The following is a 15,969-nucleotide window of genomic DNA, read 5'->3' on the forward strand; positions in this document are numbered from 1 at the left end:
CGAACGCACAGCCGCCAGCGGCTGGGCCGGACCCCGGAGGGGGGTTTACGGCGTGTCCTGACCACCCACACCGCCCCGCCATCCCACGGAATGCCGCTCTTGCTTTGGCCGTTGCCGTTGCATCGAGCAGGTGCAGGGCTGCAAGCCCTGCAGAAAAGCCCCTTACCCCGCCATCACCGCTTCGATCTCGTCGGCGCTGCGCGCCAGGCCTTCGGTCAGCACGCGATGGCCATCATCGGTGATCAGCACGTCATCCTCGGTGCGGATGCCGATACCGCGCCAGCGCGGCTCCACCGTCGTATCATCCACGCCGATGTACAGCCCCGGCTCGATGGTGAACGCCATGCCCGGCTCCAGCAGCCGCGAATCACCGGCCAGGCGGTAATCGCCCACATCGTGCACATCCAGCCCGATCCAGTGCCCGGTCTTGTGCCGGTAAAAACGCTGGTAAAGGCCTTCGGACAGGTTCTTTTCCAGCGTGCCCTTCAGCAGGCCCAGCCGCAGCAGGCCCTCGGTCAGGGTCTGCACCGCCGCCAGGTGGCCGGCCTCGTACGGCACGCCCGGCTTGGCCTGCGCCAGTGCCGCTGCCTGCGCCTCACCGACCAGGTCATGCAGCGCGCGCTGCTCGGCACTGAAGCGGCCGCTCACCGGGAAAGTGCGGGTGATGTCGCTGGCGTAGCCGCGGTACTCGGCACCCGCATCGATCAGCACCAGCTCGCCATCACGCGAACGCGCATTGTTGTCGCGGTAGTGCAGGATGCAGCCGTTGCGGCCTGCACCGACGATGCTGCAGTACGCCGGAACGGCATCATTGGCGCGGAATACACGTTCCAGCTCGGCCTGCAGTTCGTACTCGTGGATCCCCGCCTTGGCCGCCTTCATCGCTGCCAGGTGGGCGCGCACGCTGATCTGCGCGGCATGCTGCATCAGCGCCACTTCGGCACCGGACTTGAACAGGCGCTGTTCGTGCAGCAGGTGGCCCAGCTCCAGGAACTCATGCGGCGGCTGCGCGCCATGGCGCACCTGTGAGCGCACGCGGTTGACCCAGCCGATCAGCTTCAGGTCGAAATCCGCATCGCGGCCAAAGTGGTAGTAGACGCGCGAACGCCCTTCCAGCAGGCCCGGCAGGATGTCGTCCAGATCATCGATCGGGTAAGCGTCGTCCATGCCGAACTGCGCCACCGCGCCTTCCTGGCCGGCACGGCTGCCGTCCCAGGCCTCGCGCTCGGCATCACGCTCGCGGCAGAACAGGATGGCCTCGCCATGGCGACGGCCGGGGATCAGCACCAGCACCGCTTCCGGCTCCGGGAAGCCACTCAGGTACTGGAAGTCCGAATCCTGCCGGAACGGATAATGGGTATCGAGGCTGCGCACCTTCTCCGCCGCAGCCGGCAGCACCAGGATCGCGTCCTCGCCGGCCATGTCCATCAGCTGGCGGCGGCGCCGCTTGTACTCGCCGGCCGCGATGCCGGTGCGCTGCTTGATATCCATCAATTCAGGCGCTGCCGATGGCGAGAGGCCAGCACCACGTCGCCGTGCAGCAGCAGCACCGCCACGCGGATGAATTCCTCGATCTCCGTCAGGGCGTCGTCGTCGTCATCGCCACCGGCCTCGAAATCCTCGCTGGAGGCACGGGCCAGGCTGGCCATGTCGGTCAGCGCTTCTTCGCCCTCTTCGGACAGTGTCGGGCGACGGCCGCCGCTGCCCAGGCCGAAACCGCCGAGGAACGAGCGGGTCCAGCTGAACATGGCATCGGCCTGCGCGGCCACGTCATCGCTGTCGGTCAGCAACAGCTCGAAGGCGAAGTCACGGTCTTCCAGCTGCTTGATGGTGACCTGCAGCAGCTGGCCCAGCACGCTGTCGGCGGCCACCGGCGGCAGGTTGTCGTCGGCCAGCACGCGCGCCGGCCAGTCGTTGCCGGGGGCGCCGCCGGCGGCCAGCCAGCCGCACAGCGCGCCGTGCAGCTCGGCAGCGGTGGCGCCCAGGCCCAGTTCCTGGCTGGCGCGGTTAACGTCGTCGACGGAGGGAAGTTCAGTCATCGTGCGGCTCGTTCGGAAAGGAAACCCGGGGCGCGCCGGCGCGCCCGTGAGACCCCGTAGTGTAGCAATCCGGCGGCCTCCTCCCCGTGGCCGTCCAGCCTTGCTGCGACAACGCTTGACCGCCCTTGCCCGGCTTGCCTATCGTGCCCGCATGGAACCCGCCGATCCCCTTGCCCAGCTGCAGGACTTCGCCGCCCGCGTGGAGGCGTTGCTTGAACGCAACCAGCGCCTGGCCGAGGAGAACCGCAGCCTGCGCCACCAGCAGGAACAGCTGGTGGCCGAGCGTTCCACGCTGCTGGCCAAGAACGAGCAGGCACGCTCGCGGGTGGAAGCAATGATCAGCCGGCTCAAATCCCTGGAGCAGCACACATGAGCGCCGAACCGGTCAGTGTCCGCATCCTCGATCGTGAATACACCGTCGGCGTCGGTGGCGATGAACGCGACAGCCTGATGGCCGCCGCGCGCCTGCTCGATGCCCGCATGCGCGAGATCCGCGGCAGCAACCGCATGGCCGCCGTGGACCGCGTGGCGGTACTGGCCGCGTTGAACCTGGCCCATGAACTGCAACTGCTGCGCGACGAGAACGCCCGCCAGGCAGTGGCGCTGCAGCAGACGCTGGCCGATCTGAACCGGCGCCTGGACCGCGCCATCGACGGCGGCGCCTGAAGAACGCGCACAACGCGTCTTCTCATATCTGAATTGGCACGGACTGTTGCCGACGAACGGCCTATCCAGATCCTGCGCGCTGGCTATAATGGCCACGCGTTCTCTGCGGTACTCGACGGCATGTGCAAACATTCGCCTTGTCCCTTAAGAACGACACCGGGAGCGCGACAGCGCCGGGAGTGCAGGTCCGCCTTGTAGCGGGAAGCCCGATGGTTCTCCAGCGTTCCCACTTGAGCCCCCGGGTTCAAGGTCGTTTCGCATGCATCGACATTGCGGAGAATGCAATATTCCAGCAAGGGCGGCGTCTTCGGGCGTCGCCCTTGTTCTTTGCGGCACAATGACGGCTGTTCCTTGCCGCACGCTGCCATGACCGACCCGCGCCAGGCCCTGCGCCACGACCTGCGGCAACGCCGCCGCGACCTTTCCGCTGCTGAGCGCATCGCCGCCGCCGAATCACTTGCCGATGCCCTGCTGGCACTGCCGTTCGCCCCGCGCGAAGGCGCCGTGGCCGGCTACTGGGCGCTGGACGGCGAAATCGCCCTGCACCGCTGGCAGCTGCAATTGCCCGAAGGCCTCACCTACTGCCTTCCGGTGCTGGCCGGCGACGTGCTGCGCTTCGCGCCATGGCGGCCCGGGCAGCCACTGACCAGCAATCGTTACGGCATTCCCGAGCCGGACATCGCACTGCAGGACACCCTGGAACCGGCGCAGATGGCGCTGGTGGTGGCCCCGCTGGTGGGCTTCGACCCGCAGTGCCGGCGACTGGGCATGGGAGGTGGCTGGTATGATCGCAGCTTCGCCTTCCGCCACGACCGGCCGGCGCCGCCCTGGCTGGTCGGTGCGGCGTTCGCGGTGCAGCAGGTCGAGTCCTTGCCGGTGGCGTCGTGGGACGTGCCGGTGGATGCGATCTGCACCGAAGGCGGCACCCTGTTCCCCTCCGCTGCCCCCGTGAACGCATGACCGCCCGCAAGCGCTATTGGCTGATGAAGTCCGAACCGGACGCCTTCTCCATCGATGACCTGGCCAAGGTCAAGGTCGAACCCTGGAACGGGGTGCGCAATTACCAGGCGCGCAATTTCATGCGCGATGGCATGCAGGTCGGCGACGGCATCCTGTTCTATCACTCCAATACCAAGGTGCCGGGCATCGTCGGCCTGGCCACGGTGGCCAGCGCGGCCTATCCGGACGACACCCAGTTCGACCCGGCATCCGACTACCACGACCCCAAGAGCACGCGCGAGAACCCGCGCTGGATGCTGGTGGACGTGGCCTTCGACCGCAAGCTCAAGCAGGTGATCGCGCTGGACGAGATCAAGCTGCACGCCGACGAACTCGGCGAAGGCTTCCCGCTGGTTGCCAAGGGCAACCGTCTGTCGGTGTTCCCGGTGACCGCCGCGCAGTGGAAGCTGCTGCTGTCGCTGGAAAAGAAATCCTGATTCCCTGCCTGAGAGTTCTCCCATGTCCGAAGCCAAGCGCCTGGCCGCCGAGAAAGCCATCGAATACGTCGAAGACGGCATGATCGTCGGTGTCGGCACCGGGTCCACCGTGGCCTACTTCATCGATGCCCTGGCCCGCATCCAGCACCGCATCAAGGGTGCAGTGTCCAGCTCCGAGCAGAGCACCGCGCGCCTGAAGCAGCACGGCATCGAGGTGATCGAGCTGAACCACAGCGGCAACCTGTCGCTGTATGTGGACGGCGCCGACGAGTGCGACCCGAACAAGTGCCTGATCAAGGGCGGCGGTGCCGCACTGACCCGCGAGAAGATCATCGCCGAGGCCAGCGAGCGCTTCATCTGCATCGTCGACCCGAGCAAGCAGGTGCCGGTGCTGGGCGGGTTCCCGCTGCCGGTGGAAGTGATCCCGATGGCGCGCAGCCTGGTCGCCCGCCAGATCCGCGACATGACCGGCGGCCAGCCGACCTGGCGCGAAGGCGTGGTCACCGACAACGGCAACCAGATCCTGGACATCCACAACCTTCAGATCACCGATCCGGAGAAGCTGGAGCGCGAGCTCAACCAGCTGCCGGGCGTGGTCTGCGTCGGCCTGTTCGCGCGCCGCCGCGCCGATGTGGTGATCGTCGGCGGCGAGCCGCCGGTCGTGCTCTGACCCTTCCAAGGATCCTGACGATGTCGCTGTTGCGTTCGCTGCTGATGCTTCCGCTGCTGGCCCTGGCCGGCTGCGCCACCGACGCGGCCCGCCACTGGGTCGAGCTGGACGGCGCCCGCTACCAGGTCGAGCTGGCCACCAACGATGAAACCCGCGCGCGCGGGCTGATGTTCCGCGACCAGATGGCGCCCGACCACGGCATGCTGTTCGTCCACGACCGCGAAGAGATGCAGGCGTACTGGATGAAGAACACCAAGATCGCGCTGGACATCCTGTACTTCGACAACGAACGCAAGCTGGTCAGCCAGCAGCGCGATGTGCCGCCGTGCTCGGCCGGCGACATGTGCCCGCCCTACCCCAGCGGCGGCCCGGCACGCTACGTGCTGGAACTCAACGCCGGCCAGGCCGAAAAGCTGAAGCTGAAGGACGGCACCGCGCTGACCTTCGGCCCGGGCATCGAGTAGATCTTCGCCCTGCGTTGAGCAGGATCGGTAGGTGCCGACCTTGGTCGGCCCTGGCTTGCCGCGCCCGGGAAGGCTGTGGTGTGGACCAAGGTCCACACCCACTGGAAGCCCATCGGCCCAGGCCATGGCTTTTTCACGCGGCACCGCTTGAAACCGTCTGCGAATGACGCCAGTCTGTGACCATGCAGGACCGGATCACACTCCCCGACTGGGATGCACTGGCCGACCTCGAAGACGAGGCGCTGCCGCTGTTGCCGACCGCGCTGCTGATCGCGCGCGATGAATACCCCGATCTGCAGCCGTCCACCTACGACGCGCTGATCCAGAGCCATGTCGACCACCTCCGCTCGGAAGTGGAGGCCATCGACAACAGCCCGTTGAAGATGGCGGCGATCAACCGCCACCTGTTCGACGAGCTGGGCTACAGCGGCGACCACGACGAGTACTACGACCCACGCAACAGCTACCTCAACCAGGTGTTCGAGCGGCGCCTGGGCAATCCGATCTCGCTGGCCCTGGTGCAGATGGAAGTCTCGCGCCGGCTGGGTATTCCCCTTGATGGCGTGTCCTTCCCCGGCCACTTCCTGGTGCGCCTGCCGGTGGATGACGGCGTGCTGGTGATGGACCCGTTCAACGGCGGCCGGCCACTGGACGTGGACGAACTGCGCGAGCGGGCCAAGTCACACCTGGGCGGGCAGATGCCCGACGACCAGGTGCTGGCACAGATCCTCGACCCCGCGCCGGCGCGCGCGATCCTGATGCGCATGCTGCGCAACCTGCACGGCGTCTATGCCGAAGCCGGCGAGTGGGACCGCGCTGCACGCAGCGCCGATCGCCTGCTCAAGCTGGCCCCGGAACAGGACGACGCCCTGCGCGACCGCGGCCTGGCCTACCTGCAGCTGGAGTACCTGGCCGGGGCCCGTCACGACCTGGGCCAGTACCTGAAGCGCAACCCCGAGGCCAGCGATGCGCAGTGGCTGCGCGAGAAGCTGATCGACCTCGGCGGGCCGATGCCGCGGCTGCATTGATTTACCGGTGTGTGGACCGACGGTCCACACCCACTGGAAGGTCCGGTCAGTCGACCTCGACCATCTCGAAATCGGCCTTGGTCACCCCGCAATCCGGGCAGGTCCAGGTCTCGGGAATGTCCTCCCAGCGCGTGCCCGGCGCGATGCCCTCTTCCGGCAGGCCGTCCGCTTCGCTGTACAGGAAGCCGCAGACCACGCACATCCAGGTACGCAAGGTGGTGGGGGTGGCATCACTCATCGGATAATCGGGGCTGGATTCACGGGCCGCCATTGTCCCATCGCGGCCCACGCACCGGTAGCCATCGATGACTTCTGCTTTCCCTGCGCCCCGCGGCGTCTACCTGATCACCCCGGATGAGCCCGATAGCGCACGCCTGCTGGCGCGCACCGCATCGCTGCTGGCCGCAGGTGCCACCTGGCTGCAGTACCGCAACAAGACCGCCAGCGACGCCCTGCGGCTGGAACAGGCCACGGCACTGCAGGGCCTGTGCGCTGCCCATGGCGTACCACTCATCATCAATGACGACCCGCTGCTGGCCAAAGCAGTCGGCGCGGCCGGCGTGCATCTGGGCGGCACCGACGGCGACATCCCCAGCGCGCGTGCCCTGCTGGGGCCCGAGGCCATCATCGGCGCCTCCTGCTACGACCAGCTGGCCAATGCAGAAAAGGCCGTGGCCGCCGGCGCCAGCTATGTGGCCTTTGGCGCTTTCTTCCCCACCACCACCAAGATCACCACCAGCCGCGCCCACCCCGATCTGCTGCGGCAAAGCGCCGCACTGGGCGTGCCGCGGGTGGCGATCGGCGGGCTGACCCCGGACAATGTCGGTCCCATCATCGACGCCGGCGCCGATCTGGTCGCCGTGGTCAGCAGCGTGTTCGCCGCCGAAGACCCGGTCGCGACCCAGCACGCCCTCCTCGCCCAGTTCGCGTAACACCCAGGAAAGCCCCATGAACCACGACCAGTCCCACGCCCTGTTCTCCCGCGCCCAGCAGCTGCTGCCGGGCGGCGTCAATTCGCCGGTGCGCGCGTTCAAGTCGGTCGGCGGCGAGCCGTTCTTCGTCGAGCGCGCCGACGGCGCCTACCTGTACGACGTCGACGGCAACCGCTACATCGACTACGTCGGTTCCTGGGGCCCGATGATCGTCGGCCACAATCACCCGGCGGTGCGCCAGGCGGTGAAGAAGGCCATCGACAACGGCCTCTCGTTCGGCGCGCCGTGCGCGGCCGAAGTGACCATGGCCGAGACCATCACCCGCCTGGTGCCGTCGTGCGAGATGGTGCGCATGGTCAACTCCGGCACCGAGGCCACGCTGTCGGCGATCCGCCTGGCGCGCGGCGCCACCGGCCGCAACCGCATCGTCAAGTTCGAAGGCTGCTACCACGGCCACGGCGACTCGTTCCTGGTCAAGGCCGGCAGCGGCATGCTGACCCTGGGCGTGCCGACCTCGCCGGGCGTACCGGCCGGGCTGAGCGAGCTGACCCTGACCCTGCCCTACAACGACTTCGACGCGGCCACGGCACTGTTCGAACAGCAGGGTAACGACATCGCCGGCCTGATCATCGAACCGGTGGTCGGCAACGCCAACTGCATCCCGCCGCGCGAGGGCTACCTGCAGCACCTGCGCGAACTGTGCACGAAGCATGGCGCGCTGCTGATCTTCGACGAGGTGATGACTGGCTTCCGCGTTGCCCTTGGCGGTGCGCAGGCGCACTACGGCATCACCCCGGACCTGACCACGTTCGGCAAGATCATCGGCGGCGGCATGCCGGTCGGTGCCTACGGCGGTCGTCGTGAGCTGATGCAGCAGATCGCCCCGGCCGGCCCGATCTACCAGGCTGGCACGCTGAGCGGCAACCCGGTGGCAATGGCCGCCGGCCTTGCGATGCTGGAGCTTGTCCAGCAGCCGGGCTTCCATGCCGACCTCACCGAGCGTACCGCACGCCTGTGCGCGGGCCTTGAAGCCGCCGCCGCTGACGCTGGCGTGGCGGTGACCACCACCCGCGTGGGCGCCATGTTCGGCCTGTTCTTCACCAGCGAAAAAGTGGAGACCTATGCGCAGGCGACTGCCTGTGACATCCCGGCGTTCAACCGCTTCTTCCACGCGATGCTGGAACAGGGCGTGTTCCTGGCACCGTCCGCCTACGAGGCCGGTTTCCTGTCCAGCGCCCACGACGATGCCGTGATCGAGGCGACGCTGGCCGCTGCACGCGTGGCATTCAAGGCCGCCAAGGGCTGAGTGCTGCCCTGGTAGGCGCCAACCTTGGTTGGCACAAAAAGGGGACGGAGGGGATTAAGTCGTTTGTGCACAAACGCCTTAATCCCCTCCGTCCCCTTTTTTCAACCGAAGACGAGCTTGCCCTTCATCATCGCGAAGTGGCCGGGGAACGAGCAGAAGAAGGTGTAGTCGCCGCCCTTCTGCAGGCCCTGGGTGGAGAAGCGCACGCGCGTGGTCTCGCCACCTCCAATCACCTTGGTGTGGGCCAGCACGCGCTTGTCGGCCTTCGGCAGGTAACTGTCGGCCAGGGTCATGCGCATGCCCGCCATCGCCACCGGCTGGTAGTCGGCCGTGCGGGTCAGCACCCAGTTGTGGCCCATCGCGGTAGCGGCCAGCTTGCCGGTGTGGCGCAGGGTCAGGTCCACGGCACTGCAGTCGGCGGCAACCTTGATCTCGCGACTGCTGAAACTCATCTGGTCGGTGCTGTCGATGCTCACCGCACACACGCGCGCCATTGCCGATGGCGCCAGCATCAGCGCACCCAGTCCAACCGCCACCGTCCAAGCCTTCATCGCTGCATCTCCTGCGGATTCAAACGTCATTCTAGGCAGGCCCATGCGCTCCCGTCTGCGACCGTCTGTCGCATGCACGCTCCAGGGTTTGCGCGCATCCATGGCAATGGCATGCTCGGCCGATGCGGATCGATCTGTTGCTGCTGGATGTGGATGGCGTGCTGGTGCAGTACCAGCGCGCACAGCGCGTGCTGCACCTGGCGCAGGCGCTGGAGGTTTCCCCGCAGGCCGTGCAGGCCGCGCTGTACGACAGCGGGCTGGACGCCGCGCATGACCGTGGCGCACTGGATGGCCCAACCTATCTGGCGCAGCTGGGCGGGCTTCTGGGCAGGACGGTCGATGTGGCCGCCTGGGTGGCCGCACGGCAGGCCGCCAGCCATCCGCAGGTGGCCGTGCTGCAGCGGCTGCAGGCCCTGCAACTACCCATGGCGGTACTGACCAACAACGGCGCGCTGATGGTGCAGGCATTGCCGGCCCTGCTGCCGGACCTGTTCCCGGCGCTGCAGGACCGCGTGTTCTGCAGTGCCGATTTCGGCCTGCGCAAACCGCAGCCGACGGTGTTCCAGCGCGTGCTCGAGGTACTGCAGGTTGCGCCTGCGCGCACCTTGTTCATCGATGATCTCTTCGCCAACGTGCGCGGCGCGCGCGCGGCCGGCCTGCACGCCGAAACGGTGTGCGACGGGCGCGGGTTGGGGAAGGTGTTGAGGCGCTACGCAATCCTGTAGAGCCGGGCATCGGCCCGGCTCTACAGCCAAGGCTCAGCGCGCGGCGATGAACGCGGCAATCGCTGCGCGCAGGCGCTTCAGGCCTTCGGCCACTTCTTCGTCGGTGATGTTCAGCGACGGCACGAAGCGCAGCACGTCCGGGCCGGCCTGCAGGGTCAGCAGGCCCTGCTCGGCGGCGTGGTCGAGGATGGCACCGGCCTGGCCGGCGAAGTCCTTGCTCAGCACCGCGCCCAGCATCAGGCCACGGCCACGCACGTCGCTGAACACGCCAAACTCGTCGTTGATACGGGCGAAACCATCGCGCAGCGCCTTCGACTGGCGGCTGACGTTGGCGGCGATCTCCGCCGAGGCCAGCTTGCGCAGGGCCACACGGGCGACTGCAGCGGCCAGCGGGTTGCCACCGAAGGTGGTGCCGTGCGCGCCGAACTGCATGGTCTCGGCCACCTTCGGGCCGGCCAGCATCGCACCGATCGGGAAACCACCGCCGAGCGCCTTGGCCAGGGTGACCATGTCCGGCACCACATCGTCCTGCCAGTGCGCGAACAGCGTGCCGGTGCGGCCCATGCCGGCCTGGATCTCGTCCAGCACCAGCAGTGCGTTGTGCTGGTCGCACAGTTCGCGCACGCGCTTGAGGAAACCGGACTTGGCCGGCATCACGCCGCCCTCGCCCTGGATCGGCTCCAGCATCACCGCCGCCACGTCACCGGCGGCCATTGCGGTTTCCAGCTGCACTTCATCGTTGAAATCGATGTAGCGGAAGCCACCGGGCAGCGGCTCGTAGCCTTCCTGGTACTTCGGCTGGGCCGTGGCGGTCACCGCGCCCATCGTGCGGCCGTGGAAGCTGCCACGGAAGGTGATGATCACCCGCTTGTCGGCCGGGCGGCCCTGGCTGGAGGCCCACTTGCGGACCATCTTGATCGCCACTTCGTTGGCTTCGGCGCCGGAATTGCACAGGAACACGCGCTCGGCGAAACGGCTGGCCTTCACCAGCTCTTCGGCCAGGTGCAGCGGCGGCGCGCTGTAGAACACGTTGCTGGTGTGCCAGAGCTTGCCGGCCTGTTCGACCAGCGCGGCCACCAGGTCCGGGTCGTTGTGGCCCAGGCCACACACGGCGATGCCGGCGGCCAGGTCGATGAACTCACGGCCCTGGCTGTCCCACACGCGGGCGCCCTGGCCTCGCTCCAGTACCACCTGGCGGGGCTTGTAGACCGGCAGGTAGTAGTGCGAAAGGGAGATCAGCGGATCGGTAGCGGCGGTCATGGCAGTCGGCAGGGTTCAGGAATCCCCATTCTCGCGCCGGAACCCCTGCGGCACAATGCGCCCATGCGACCGTTTTCCGCCCCCCAGCTGAACCCCGCCACCGAGACCGGCTGGCGCCGTCGGTGGTTCGACATCATCTACCGCCACGACTCGCGGCCTTCGCGCAATTTCGACCTGATCCTGGTGGTGGCGATCATCGCCAGCATCCTGGTGGTGATGATCGACAGCGTGCAGCACCTGCATGCCGAATGGTCCACCGGCCTGTACATCCTGGAATGGGGCTTCACCATCATCTTCACCGCCGAGTACCTGCTGCGGCTGGCGGTGGTCAAGCGCCCGCTGCGTTACGCGGTGAGCATCTGGGGCATCATCGACCTGCTGTCGATCCTGCCGGCCTACCTGTCGATGTTCATTCCCGGCGCGCAGAGCCTGCTGGTGGTGCGCGCGCTGCGCATCCTGCGCGTGTTCCGCATCCTCAAGCTGACCCGTTACATCGAGGAAAGCGGCGTGCTGATGACCTCGCTGTGGCGCAGCCGGCGCAAGGTGCTGGTGTTCCTGTTCACGGTGATCACCATCACCATCATCGCTGGCGCGCTGATGTACGTGATCGAAGGGCCGGAACATGGCTTCAGCAATATTCCGGCCAGCATGTACTGGGCGGTGGTGACCATGGCCACGGTCGGTTTCGGCGACATCGTGCCGCAGACCGTACTCGGCCGCTTCGTCACCTCGGTGCTGATCCTGATCGGCTACAGCATCATCGCCGTGCCCACCGGCATCTACACCGCCGAACTGGCCAGCACCATGCGCGAAGCCGAGCTGGCCGCACGCCGCGATGCCCGCGGCTGCCCGCACTGCGGGCTGGAAGGCCACGAGCCGGATGCCCGCCACTGCCGCAGGTGCGGTGGTGAACTGCCGGATGCGTTCAGCCATTGAAGGCGCGCGCCGGCATGACCCGGCGCTGCCCTTGGCGGATCCACGCGGTGCGTGGCCGCGCGACGCCGTTCAACGCAGGCGATTGCTGGTGGTCACCAGGTCGTTGTACGCGTCCAGGATCGTCGACTGCGCGCCTTCAGGATCGGTGGTGAGCCAGCTGCCCGAGGCCTTGCGCTCGGCCGCCAGCGCTTCGGCGCTGATCGGCTTTCCCTGCTCCAGGCGCTCGATGCCGCGGCCTGCGGTACGCACCAGCTTGTCGGCCGAGCGCTGCACATGGCCCCACATCGGATCGTCCTTGCCGACACCGCCGTTCTGCACTTCGGTCACCAGCGCCTGATAGTCGGCCAGCTGCTTGCGCACTACCGCCAGGTCCGGCGCGTCCGCCTGGAACGCCATGGCCAGCTGCTTGCCATCGCCGAGGATGCGCAGGTGGTAGTAGGCCAGCGAGCGACCCTCGCTTTCCTCGATCCGCTTCAGCTCCGCGGCGCGGCGCTCGTTCTCGTTCTTCTCCAGCGCCACATCCATCGCTTCGCTGGCCTTGAAGAAGGCGGCATAGGCCTGCATCAGCGGCGCATGCTGCGCGCGCATGCCTTCGCCGCCATCACGACGATAGTCTTCGCGGGTGAAGTAGCCATCGGCGCGCTCGGTCAGGGCATTCAGGGCCTGGAACGCCTGCTGATAGTCGCGCGCGGGGCCATCCATCGGCAGTACCGGGGTCTTCGCCAGTGCGTCGGTCATCGGCTGGCCGCAATACTCGATCCGGTGCGACAGCACCTTGCCGGGCGAGCGCGGTTGCGCTTCCTTGCCGGTCGGGCCGGCCTCGGGATCCTTCATCCAGCCGGTGTAGGCCTGGAAGCCTTCGTGAACGGGCTGTTCGACGCCGTTGTAGCACTCGATGTAGGCATTGACCTTTACCAGCCCCGGGTCGGCCACGGCCAGTCCCGCCGGCTTGTTGCAGCCGGTCAGGCCTGCCAGCGAGCCAAGCAGAAGCAACGGGAGCATGCGTGTGGATGCGTTCAAATCAGTTCCTTGCACAAGTAAAAACTGCAGTCATCGTGGTTCATCGCGCCCACGCCCGTCCCGGCAGCGCCGGAAGAGGCCGCCCTTCGGAGCCCCGTCCTGGGTCGCGCCGCAATCGACATGTTCGATTACGACAAAATGACGCGATGAACGCCTCGGTTACTGGCGGTTGCTCTGGAAAACGAGCGTGTTGTATTCCTGCATCAGCTTGCTGGCAGAGCCGCGCGGCGCCATCGAGGGCGAATCAAGCATGCGCCGTTCGAAATCGGTGTAGGGCTTGTTCTCGCTGACACGCTGCAGCCGCTCCTTGCCTTCGCGGCGGAAATTCTCGGCTCCACGCTCGAAGCCTTCCCAGTCCGTCTTGCCCGGCTGCTGGTCGGCAACCTTGGCGTGCGCTTCATCGGAAATGCGGTTGAAGGCATCCAGATGTTCCCGGGCCGCGGCCTGATCAAAGCCGTCATCGGTCATCAGCTCCACGATCGCCTTCGCTTCCAGCATCATCGCCAGGCGGTAGTACTCGCGCGTGCGCCCCTCGGCCTGTTCCAGTGCTTTGAGCTGCTCGCGCTGGGCAGCGTCGTTGTGGCGCTCCAGTGCGGTGTTGAACGTTTCGCTGGCAACCACGAAGTCCTTGAAGGCGGCCATCAAAGGCGCATGCATCTGCTTGCCCTTGGCAAACTGATCGTCTTCGTAGTCCTGGCGATCGTAGTAGTCGTGCGCGTCCTTGCTGAGCGGCACCAGTGCCTTCAGCGCCTGCTGATACCGGCCGGCAGCGGTATCAAGATCGGCCAGGGCCGGCTTGGCAGCGATCGCTTCGGTCACCGGCGCGTCGCACTGCTTCATGTCGTAGTCGCTGATCTCGAACGGCCCGTACACCTGCGTCTCGCGCCCGCTCGGGCCGGCGTCGACGTCCTTGATCCAGCGCGTGTAGGACTCGATGCTGCCGTGTGTTTTCGAATCAAGCGCGTTGAAGCAGCCGATGTAGGCGTTGAGTTTTGCGGTCAACTGCTGCTGTGCGTCGGAGTTCGCGGTGCTGGCCTCCGGCTTGCCGGAGGGACCAGCGTCACCCGCGGTTGCCGGCGCCTTGCCACCGCAGGCGCCCAGCATCAATGACAGCGACGCGGCCAGCGCCGCGTGGGAAAGAGTGCGTGACATGCGTTCACTTCCTTGTTGAAAACGATTACAGCTGCGCATTCTAGCGCAGCAGGCCGAGGGTCGCAGCCCTCGGCCTCTTCCAACGGGTCACGCTCAATCCAGGAACAGGTCCGGCAGCAACGGCCGCGACGGATCCACTGCATAGCCCGACAGATCGGTGACACCGGCCTGTGCCAGCACCTCATCATCGATCAGGAACCGGCCGTGGAAGCCGGCCGCTTCGCGCACCAGCACGGCGTGCGCGGCGTCGGCCATGATCTGCGGCGTGCGGCACCCGGCGGCATCCACGCCCGGAATCATGTTGATCGCATCGGTGGCAATCACCGTGCGCGGCCACAACGCATTGACCGCCACGCCCTGCGGGCCGAACTCTGCAGCCAGGCCGAGCGTGACGAAGCTCATGCCCATCTTCGCCAGCGTATAGCCGGTATGCGGCGCCCACCACTTCGGCTCCAGGCTGGGCGGCGGCGCCAGGGTCAGGATGTGCGGATTCGGCGCCTGCAGCAGGTAAGGCAGGCAGGCCTGCGCGCACAGGAAGCTGCCGCGCGCGTTGACCTGCTGCATCAGGTCGAAGCGCTTCATCGGCGTATCCAGCGTGCCGCGCAGCCAGATCGCGCTGGCGTTGTTGACCAGGATGTCGATGCCACCGAAGGTATCGACGGTGGCGGCGACGGCCGCCTGCACCTGTTCTTCCTCGCGGATGTCGCACTTCAGGGCCAGGCCCTGGCCACCGGCCGCCGTAACCGCCTCGGCCGCGCTGTGGATGGTGCCCGGCAGCTTCGGGTTCGGCACCGACGACTTGGCGGCGATCGCCACGTTGGCGCCGTCACGCGCGGCGCGCAACGCGATGGCCAGGCCGATGCCACGCGAGGCTCCGGTGATGAAAAGCGTTTTGCCCTGCAGACTGCCCACGTTCCACACTCCAGCGTATGCAATGAGCCGCTAGTATGCCGCGCCGACGCGGAGTTCACCCGGCCTTGACGATACTCGGGCCTCCAGACAACGCACGAGGTCCACGCCATGCGCCGTTCCCGCCTGCTGCTGCCTGCCCTGGGCCTCGCCCTGCTGACCGCCTGCCAGGGCCGTTCGCCGGAACCCGGCAAGGAGCCGCCCGCCGGTGACGCTCCCAGTGCGGAGAAGGCCGCCGCAGACGGCAAGATGCGCTGGAGCGAGGCGGTGGTCTGGGATGGCGACCTCAACGCGTGCCGCCAGGGCGAGAATGCGGCCACGCGTGACTGCCTGCGTGATGCGATGCACGCCGGTGGTGCCAGCGCCGATGCGATCACCGCCGCCGAACAGCTGTCCACCGGCGGCGAACTGGCCTACGTGACCGCCTGGCATGAGAGTGATGGTCTGGGCGTGGCCACGGTGGAGTATCCGTTCCGTGCCAACACCAACGAAGGCACCCGCCTGGTCGACGCCAGCGGCAAGCGCATCGATGTGGATGCCGTGCAGCTGGATGACACCCTGCGCGCGGACCCGGCGGTGCAGGAACTGCTGAAGGCCAATCCGCAGGCGACGCCGTTCGCACCCGCGCAGTCGGCTGGAGCAACGCCGCTGGAGAACGGCGGCATCCGCCTGCTGTACCGCACGCCGCTGCGCGACTGCCACGCCTGCCCGGATGTGGGCCAGCTGCAGATGGCCTACGACTTCGACGCCAAGCGCAACTTCATCGGTCAACAGGTGGTGCCGGCGGCACCGTAAGGTCACCGGCACTCACCTTCGTGGAGTCGAGCTTGCTCGACTGATTCTGGCGTTTCAGTCGAGCTCGCTCGACTCTACAA

The 15,969-nt window shown here is 67.1% G+C and carries 20 protein-coding genes and 1 other RNA gene; 13 read left to right on the forward strand and 8 right to left on the reverse strand.

All coding sequences use genetic code 11. The features are described from left to right. Positions 1–162: 162 nt before the first annotated feature. Positions 163–1,485, reverse strand: a complete 1,323-nt coding sequence (locus tag O0J73_RS16745) for an aminopeptidase P N-terminal domain-containing protein (protein WP_197563811.1) — start codon at positions 1,483–1,485, stop codon at positions 163–165. Between the two features lie 5 nt (positions 1,486–1,490). Next, positions 1,491–2,039, reverse strand: coding sequence for a UPF0149 family protein (locus O0J73_RS16750; RefSeq protein WP_197563807.1), 549 nt, complete (start codon positions 2,037–2,039; stop codon positions 1,491–1,493). A gap of 151 nt (positions 2,040–2,190) precedes the next feature. Here O0J73_RS16750 and O0J73_RS16755 point away from each other — a divergent pair, with 151 nt between their 5' ends. The 8 genes from O0J73_RS16755 (at position 2,191) to O0J73_RS16790 (ending at position 6,303) form a co-directional block, all read left to right on the forward strand. Continuing rightward, positions 2,191–2,412: a TIGR02449 family protein gene (locus O0J73_RS16755; protein ID WP_005410898.1), complete on the forward strand. Its 222-nt coding sequence runs from the start codon at positions 2,191–2,193 to the stop codon at positions 2,410–2,412. Further along, entirely contained in the window at positions 2,409–2,705 is a 297-nt protein-coding gene (locus tag O0J73_RS16760; protein ID WP_006467013.1) for a cell division protein ZapA, read from the forward strand. The genes O0J73_RS16755 and O0J73_RS16760 overlap by 4 nt, the downstream gene beginning before the upstream one ends. Positions 2,706–2,802: 97 nt before the next feature. Beyond that, positions 2,803–2,988, forward strand: a non-coding RNA gene (gene ssrS, locus O0J73_RS16765) — 6S RNA. Between the two features lie 83 nt (positions 2,989–3,071). Continuing rightward, positions 3,072–3,665, forward strand: a complete 594-nt coding sequence (locus O0J73_RS16770; RefSeq protein ID WP_308309180.1) for a 5-formyltetrahydrofolate cyclo-ligase — start codon at positions 3,072–3,074, stop codon at positions 3,663–3,665. Further along, on the forward strand, positions 3,662–4,141 hold the full coding sequence (locus O0J73_RS16775; RefSeq protein WP_008264983.1) for an EVE domain-containing protein: 480 nt from the start codon (positions 3,662–3,664) through the stop codon (positions 4,139–4,141). Before O0J73_RS16770 ends, O0J73_RS16775 begins: the two co-directional genes overlap by 4 nt. Before the next feature lie 22 nt (positions 4,142–4,163). Beyond that, complete coding sequence (rpiA, locus tag O0J73_RS16780) at positions 4,164–4,811, forward strand: ribose-5-phosphate isomerase RpiA (protein WP_006467017.1); 648 nt, start codon at positions 4,164–4,166, stop codon at positions 4,809–4,811. A gap of 20 nt (positions 4,812–4,831) precedes the next feature. Continuing rightward, the gene (locus O0J73_RS16785) at positions 4,832–5,275 is read left to right on the forward strand and encodes a DUF192 domain-containing protein (protein ID WP_197563805.1); all 444 of its coding nucleotides are present in this window, start codon (positions 4,832–4,834) and stop codon (positions 5,273–5,275) included. A 182-nt stretch (positions 5,276–5,457) separates the two neighbouring features. Beyond that, positions 5,458–6,303: a SirB1 family protein gene (locus O0J73_RS16790; protein ID WP_006467102.1), complete on the forward strand. Its 846-nt coding sequence runs from the start codon at positions 5,458–5,460 to the stop codon at positions 6,301–6,303. A gap of 46 nt (positions 6,304–6,349) precedes the next feature. Here O0J73_RS16790 and O0J73_RS16795 read toward each other — a convergent pair whose 3' ends face one another. Continuing rightward, complete coding sequence (locus tag O0J73_RS16795) at positions 6,350–6,574, reverse strand: rubredoxin (RefSeq protein WP_006467103.1); 225 nt, start codon at positions 6,572–6,574, stop codon at positions 6,350–6,352. A gap of 34 nt (positions 6,575–6,608) precedes the next feature. On the opposite strand from O0J73_RS16795, the gene thiE reads away from it, so the two are divergent. Both thiE and hemL read left to right on the forward strand, forming a co-directional pair. Next, positions 6,609–7,235 carry a thiamine phosphate synthase gene (thiE, locus tag O0J73_RS16800; RefSeq protein WP_308309183.1) on the forward strand — a complete coding sequence of 209 codons (627 nt, stop codon included), beginning with the start codon at positions 6,609–6,611 and terminating at the stop codon, positions 7,233–7,235. Between the two features lie 16 nt (positions 7,236–7,251). Next, positions 7,252–8,541 (forward strand): glutamate-1-semialdehyde 2,1-aminomutase, encoded by a 1,290-nt coding sequence (hemL, locus tag O0J73_RS16805; protein WP_308309184.1) that lies wholly within the window; start codon positions 7,252–7,254, stop codon positions 8,539–8,541. Between the two features lie 101 nt (positions 8,542–8,642). Here hemL and azu read toward each other — a convergent pair whose 3' ends face one another. Continuing rightward, positions 8,643–9,092: an azurin gene (gene azu / locus O0J73_RS16810; RefSeq protein ID WP_049456925.1), complete on the reverse strand. Its 450-nt coding sequence runs from the start codon at positions 9,090–9,092 to the stop codon at positions 8,643–8,645. 122 nt (positions 9,093–9,214) lie between these two features. Here azu and O0J73_RS16815 point away from each other — a divergent pair, with 122 nt between their 5' ends. Next, entirely contained in the window at positions 9,215–9,817 is a 603-nt protein-coding gene (locus tag O0J73_RS16815) for an HAD-IA family hydrolase (protein ID WP_197563804.1), read from the forward strand. Between the two features lie 33 nt (positions 9,818–9,850). Here the strand turns inward: O0J73_RS16815 and O0J73_RS16820 are convergent, their stop codons facing one another. Beyond that, positions 9,851–11,077, reverse strand: coding sequence for an acetylornithine transaminase (locus tag O0J73_RS16820; RefSeq protein WP_006467246.1), 1,227 nt, complete (start codon positions 11,075–11,077; stop codon positions 9,851–9,853). A gap of 63 nt (positions 11,078–11,140) precedes the next feature. Between O0J73_RS16820 and O0J73_RS16825 the strand changes: the two genes are divergently transcribed. Then, entirely contained in the window at positions 11,141–12,013 is an 873-nt protein-coding gene (locus O0J73_RS16825) for an ion transporter (RefSeq protein WP_049456927.1), read from the forward strand. A gap of 69 nt (positions 12,014–12,082) precedes the next feature. On the opposite strand, the gene O0J73_RS16830 is transcribed toward O0J73_RS16825, so the two are convergent. From O0J73_RS16830 to O0J73_RS16840, 3 genes are all read right to left on the reverse strand, one after another. Then, positions 12,083–13,015 carry a YiiG family protein gene (locus O0J73_RS16830; RefSeq protein WP_308309186.1) on the reverse strand — a complete coding sequence of 311 codons (933 nt, stop codon included), beginning with the start codon at positions 13,013–13,015 and terminating at the stop codon, positions 12,083–12,085. 177 nt (positions 13,016–13,192) lie between these two features. Further along, positions 13,193–14,185, reverse strand: coding sequence for a YiiG family protein (locus tag O0J73_RS16835; RefSeq protein ID WP_006467303.1), 993 nt, complete (start codon positions 14,183–14,185; stop codon positions 13,193–13,195). A gap of 93 nt (positions 14,186–14,278) precedes the next feature. Beyond that, entirely contained in the window at positions 14,279–15,097 is an 819-nt protein-coding gene (locus O0J73_RS16840) for an NAD(P)-dependent oxidoreductase (protein WP_006467380.1), read from the reverse strand. Positions 15,098–15,205: 108 nt separating this feature from the next. On the opposite strand from O0J73_RS16840, the gene O0J73_RS16845 reads away from it, so the two are divergent. Further along, positions 15,206–15,889, forward strand: a complete 684-nt coding sequence (locus O0J73_RS16845) for a hypothetical protein (RefSeq protein ID WP_308309187.1) — start codon at positions 15,206–15,208, stop codon at positions 15,887–15,889. Positions 15,890–15,969: the final 80 nt, after the last annotated feature.

The sequence above is a fragment of the Stenotrophomonas sp. Sm6012 genome (assembly GCF_030985895.1).
Taxonomy (GTDB): domain Bacteria; phylum Pseudomonadota; class Gammaproteobacteria; order Xanthomonadales; family Xanthomonadaceae; genus Stenotrophomonas; species Stenotrophomonas forensis.

Excerpts from the sequence above, each read along its gene's own strand:
- O0J73_RS16750 (WP_197563807.1), bottom strand. The coding sequence starts at position 2,039 with ATGACTGAACTTCCCTCCGTCGACGACGTTAACCGCGCCAGCCAGGAA.
- O0J73_RS16755 (WP_005410898.1), top strand. The coding sequence starts at position 2,191 with ATGGAACCCGCCGATCCCCTTGCCCAGCTGCAGGACTTCGCCGCCCGC.
- O0J73_RS16760 (WP_006467013.1), top strand. The coding sequence starts at position 2,409 with ATGAGCGCCGAACCGGTCAGTGTCCGCATCCTCGATCGTGAATACACC.
- O0J73_RS16770 (WP_308309180.1), top strand. The coding sequence starts at position 3,072 with ATGACCGACCCGCGCCAGGCCCTGCGCCACGACCTGCGGCAACGCCGC.
- O0J73_RS16775 (WP_008264983.1), top strand. The coding sequence starts at position 3,662 with ATGACCGCCCGCAAGCGCTATTGGCTGATGAAGTCCGAACCGGACGCC.
- rpiA (WP_006467017.1), top strand. The coding sequence starts at position 4,164 with ATGTCCGAAGCCAAGCGCCTGGCCGCCGAGAAAGCCATCGAATACGTC.
- O0J73_RS16785 (WP_197563805.1), top strand. The coding sequence starts at position 4,832 with ATGTCGCTGTTGCGTTCGCTGCTGATGCTTCCGCTGCTGGCCCTGGCC.
- O0J73_RS16790 (WP_006467102.1), top strand. The coding sequence starts at position 5,458 with ATGCAGGACCGGATCACACTCCCCGACTGGGATGCACTGGCCGACCTC.
- O0J73_RS16795 (WP_006467103.1), bottom strand. The coding sequence starts at position 6,574 with ATGGCGGCCCGTGAATCCAGCCCCGATTATCCGATGAGTGATGCCACC.
- thiE (WP_308309183.1), top strand. The coding sequence starts at position 6,609 with ATGACTTCTGCTTTCCCTGCGCCCCGCGGCGTCTACCTGATCACCCCG.
- hemL (WP_308309184.1), top strand. The coding sequence starts at position 7,252 with ATGAACCACGACCAGTCCCACGCCCTGTTCTCCCGCGCCCAGCAGCTG.
- azu (WP_049456925.1), bottom strand. The coding sequence starts at position 9,092 with ATGAAGGCTTGGACGGTGGCGGTTGGACTGGGTGCGCTGATGCTGGCG.
- O0J73_RS16815 (WP_197563804.1), top strand. The coding sequence starts at position 9,215 with ATGCGGATCGATCTGTTGCTGCTGGATGTGGATGGCGTGCTGGTGCAG.
- O0J73_RS16820 (WP_006467246.1), bottom strand. The coding sequence starts at position 11,077 with ATGACCGCCGCTACCGATCCGCTGATCTCCCTTTCGCACTACTACCTG.
- O0J73_RS16825 (WP_049456927.1), top strand. The coding sequence starts at position 11,141 with ATGCGACCGTTTTCCGCCCCCCAGCTGAACCCCGCCACCGAGACCGGC.
- O0J73_RS16830 (WP_308309186.1), bottom strand. The coding sequence starts at position 13,015 with ATGCTCCCGTTGCTTCTGCTTGGCTCGCTGGCAGGCCTGACCGGCTGC.
- O0J73_RS16835 (WP_006467303.1), bottom strand. The coding sequence starts at position 14,185 with ATGTCACGCACTCTTTCCCACGCGGCGCTGGCCGCGTCGCTGTCATTG.
- O0J73_RS16845 (WP_308309187.1), top strand. The coding sequence starts at position 15,206 with ATGCGCCGTTCCCGCCTGCTGCTGCCTGCCCTGGGCCTCGCCCTGCTG.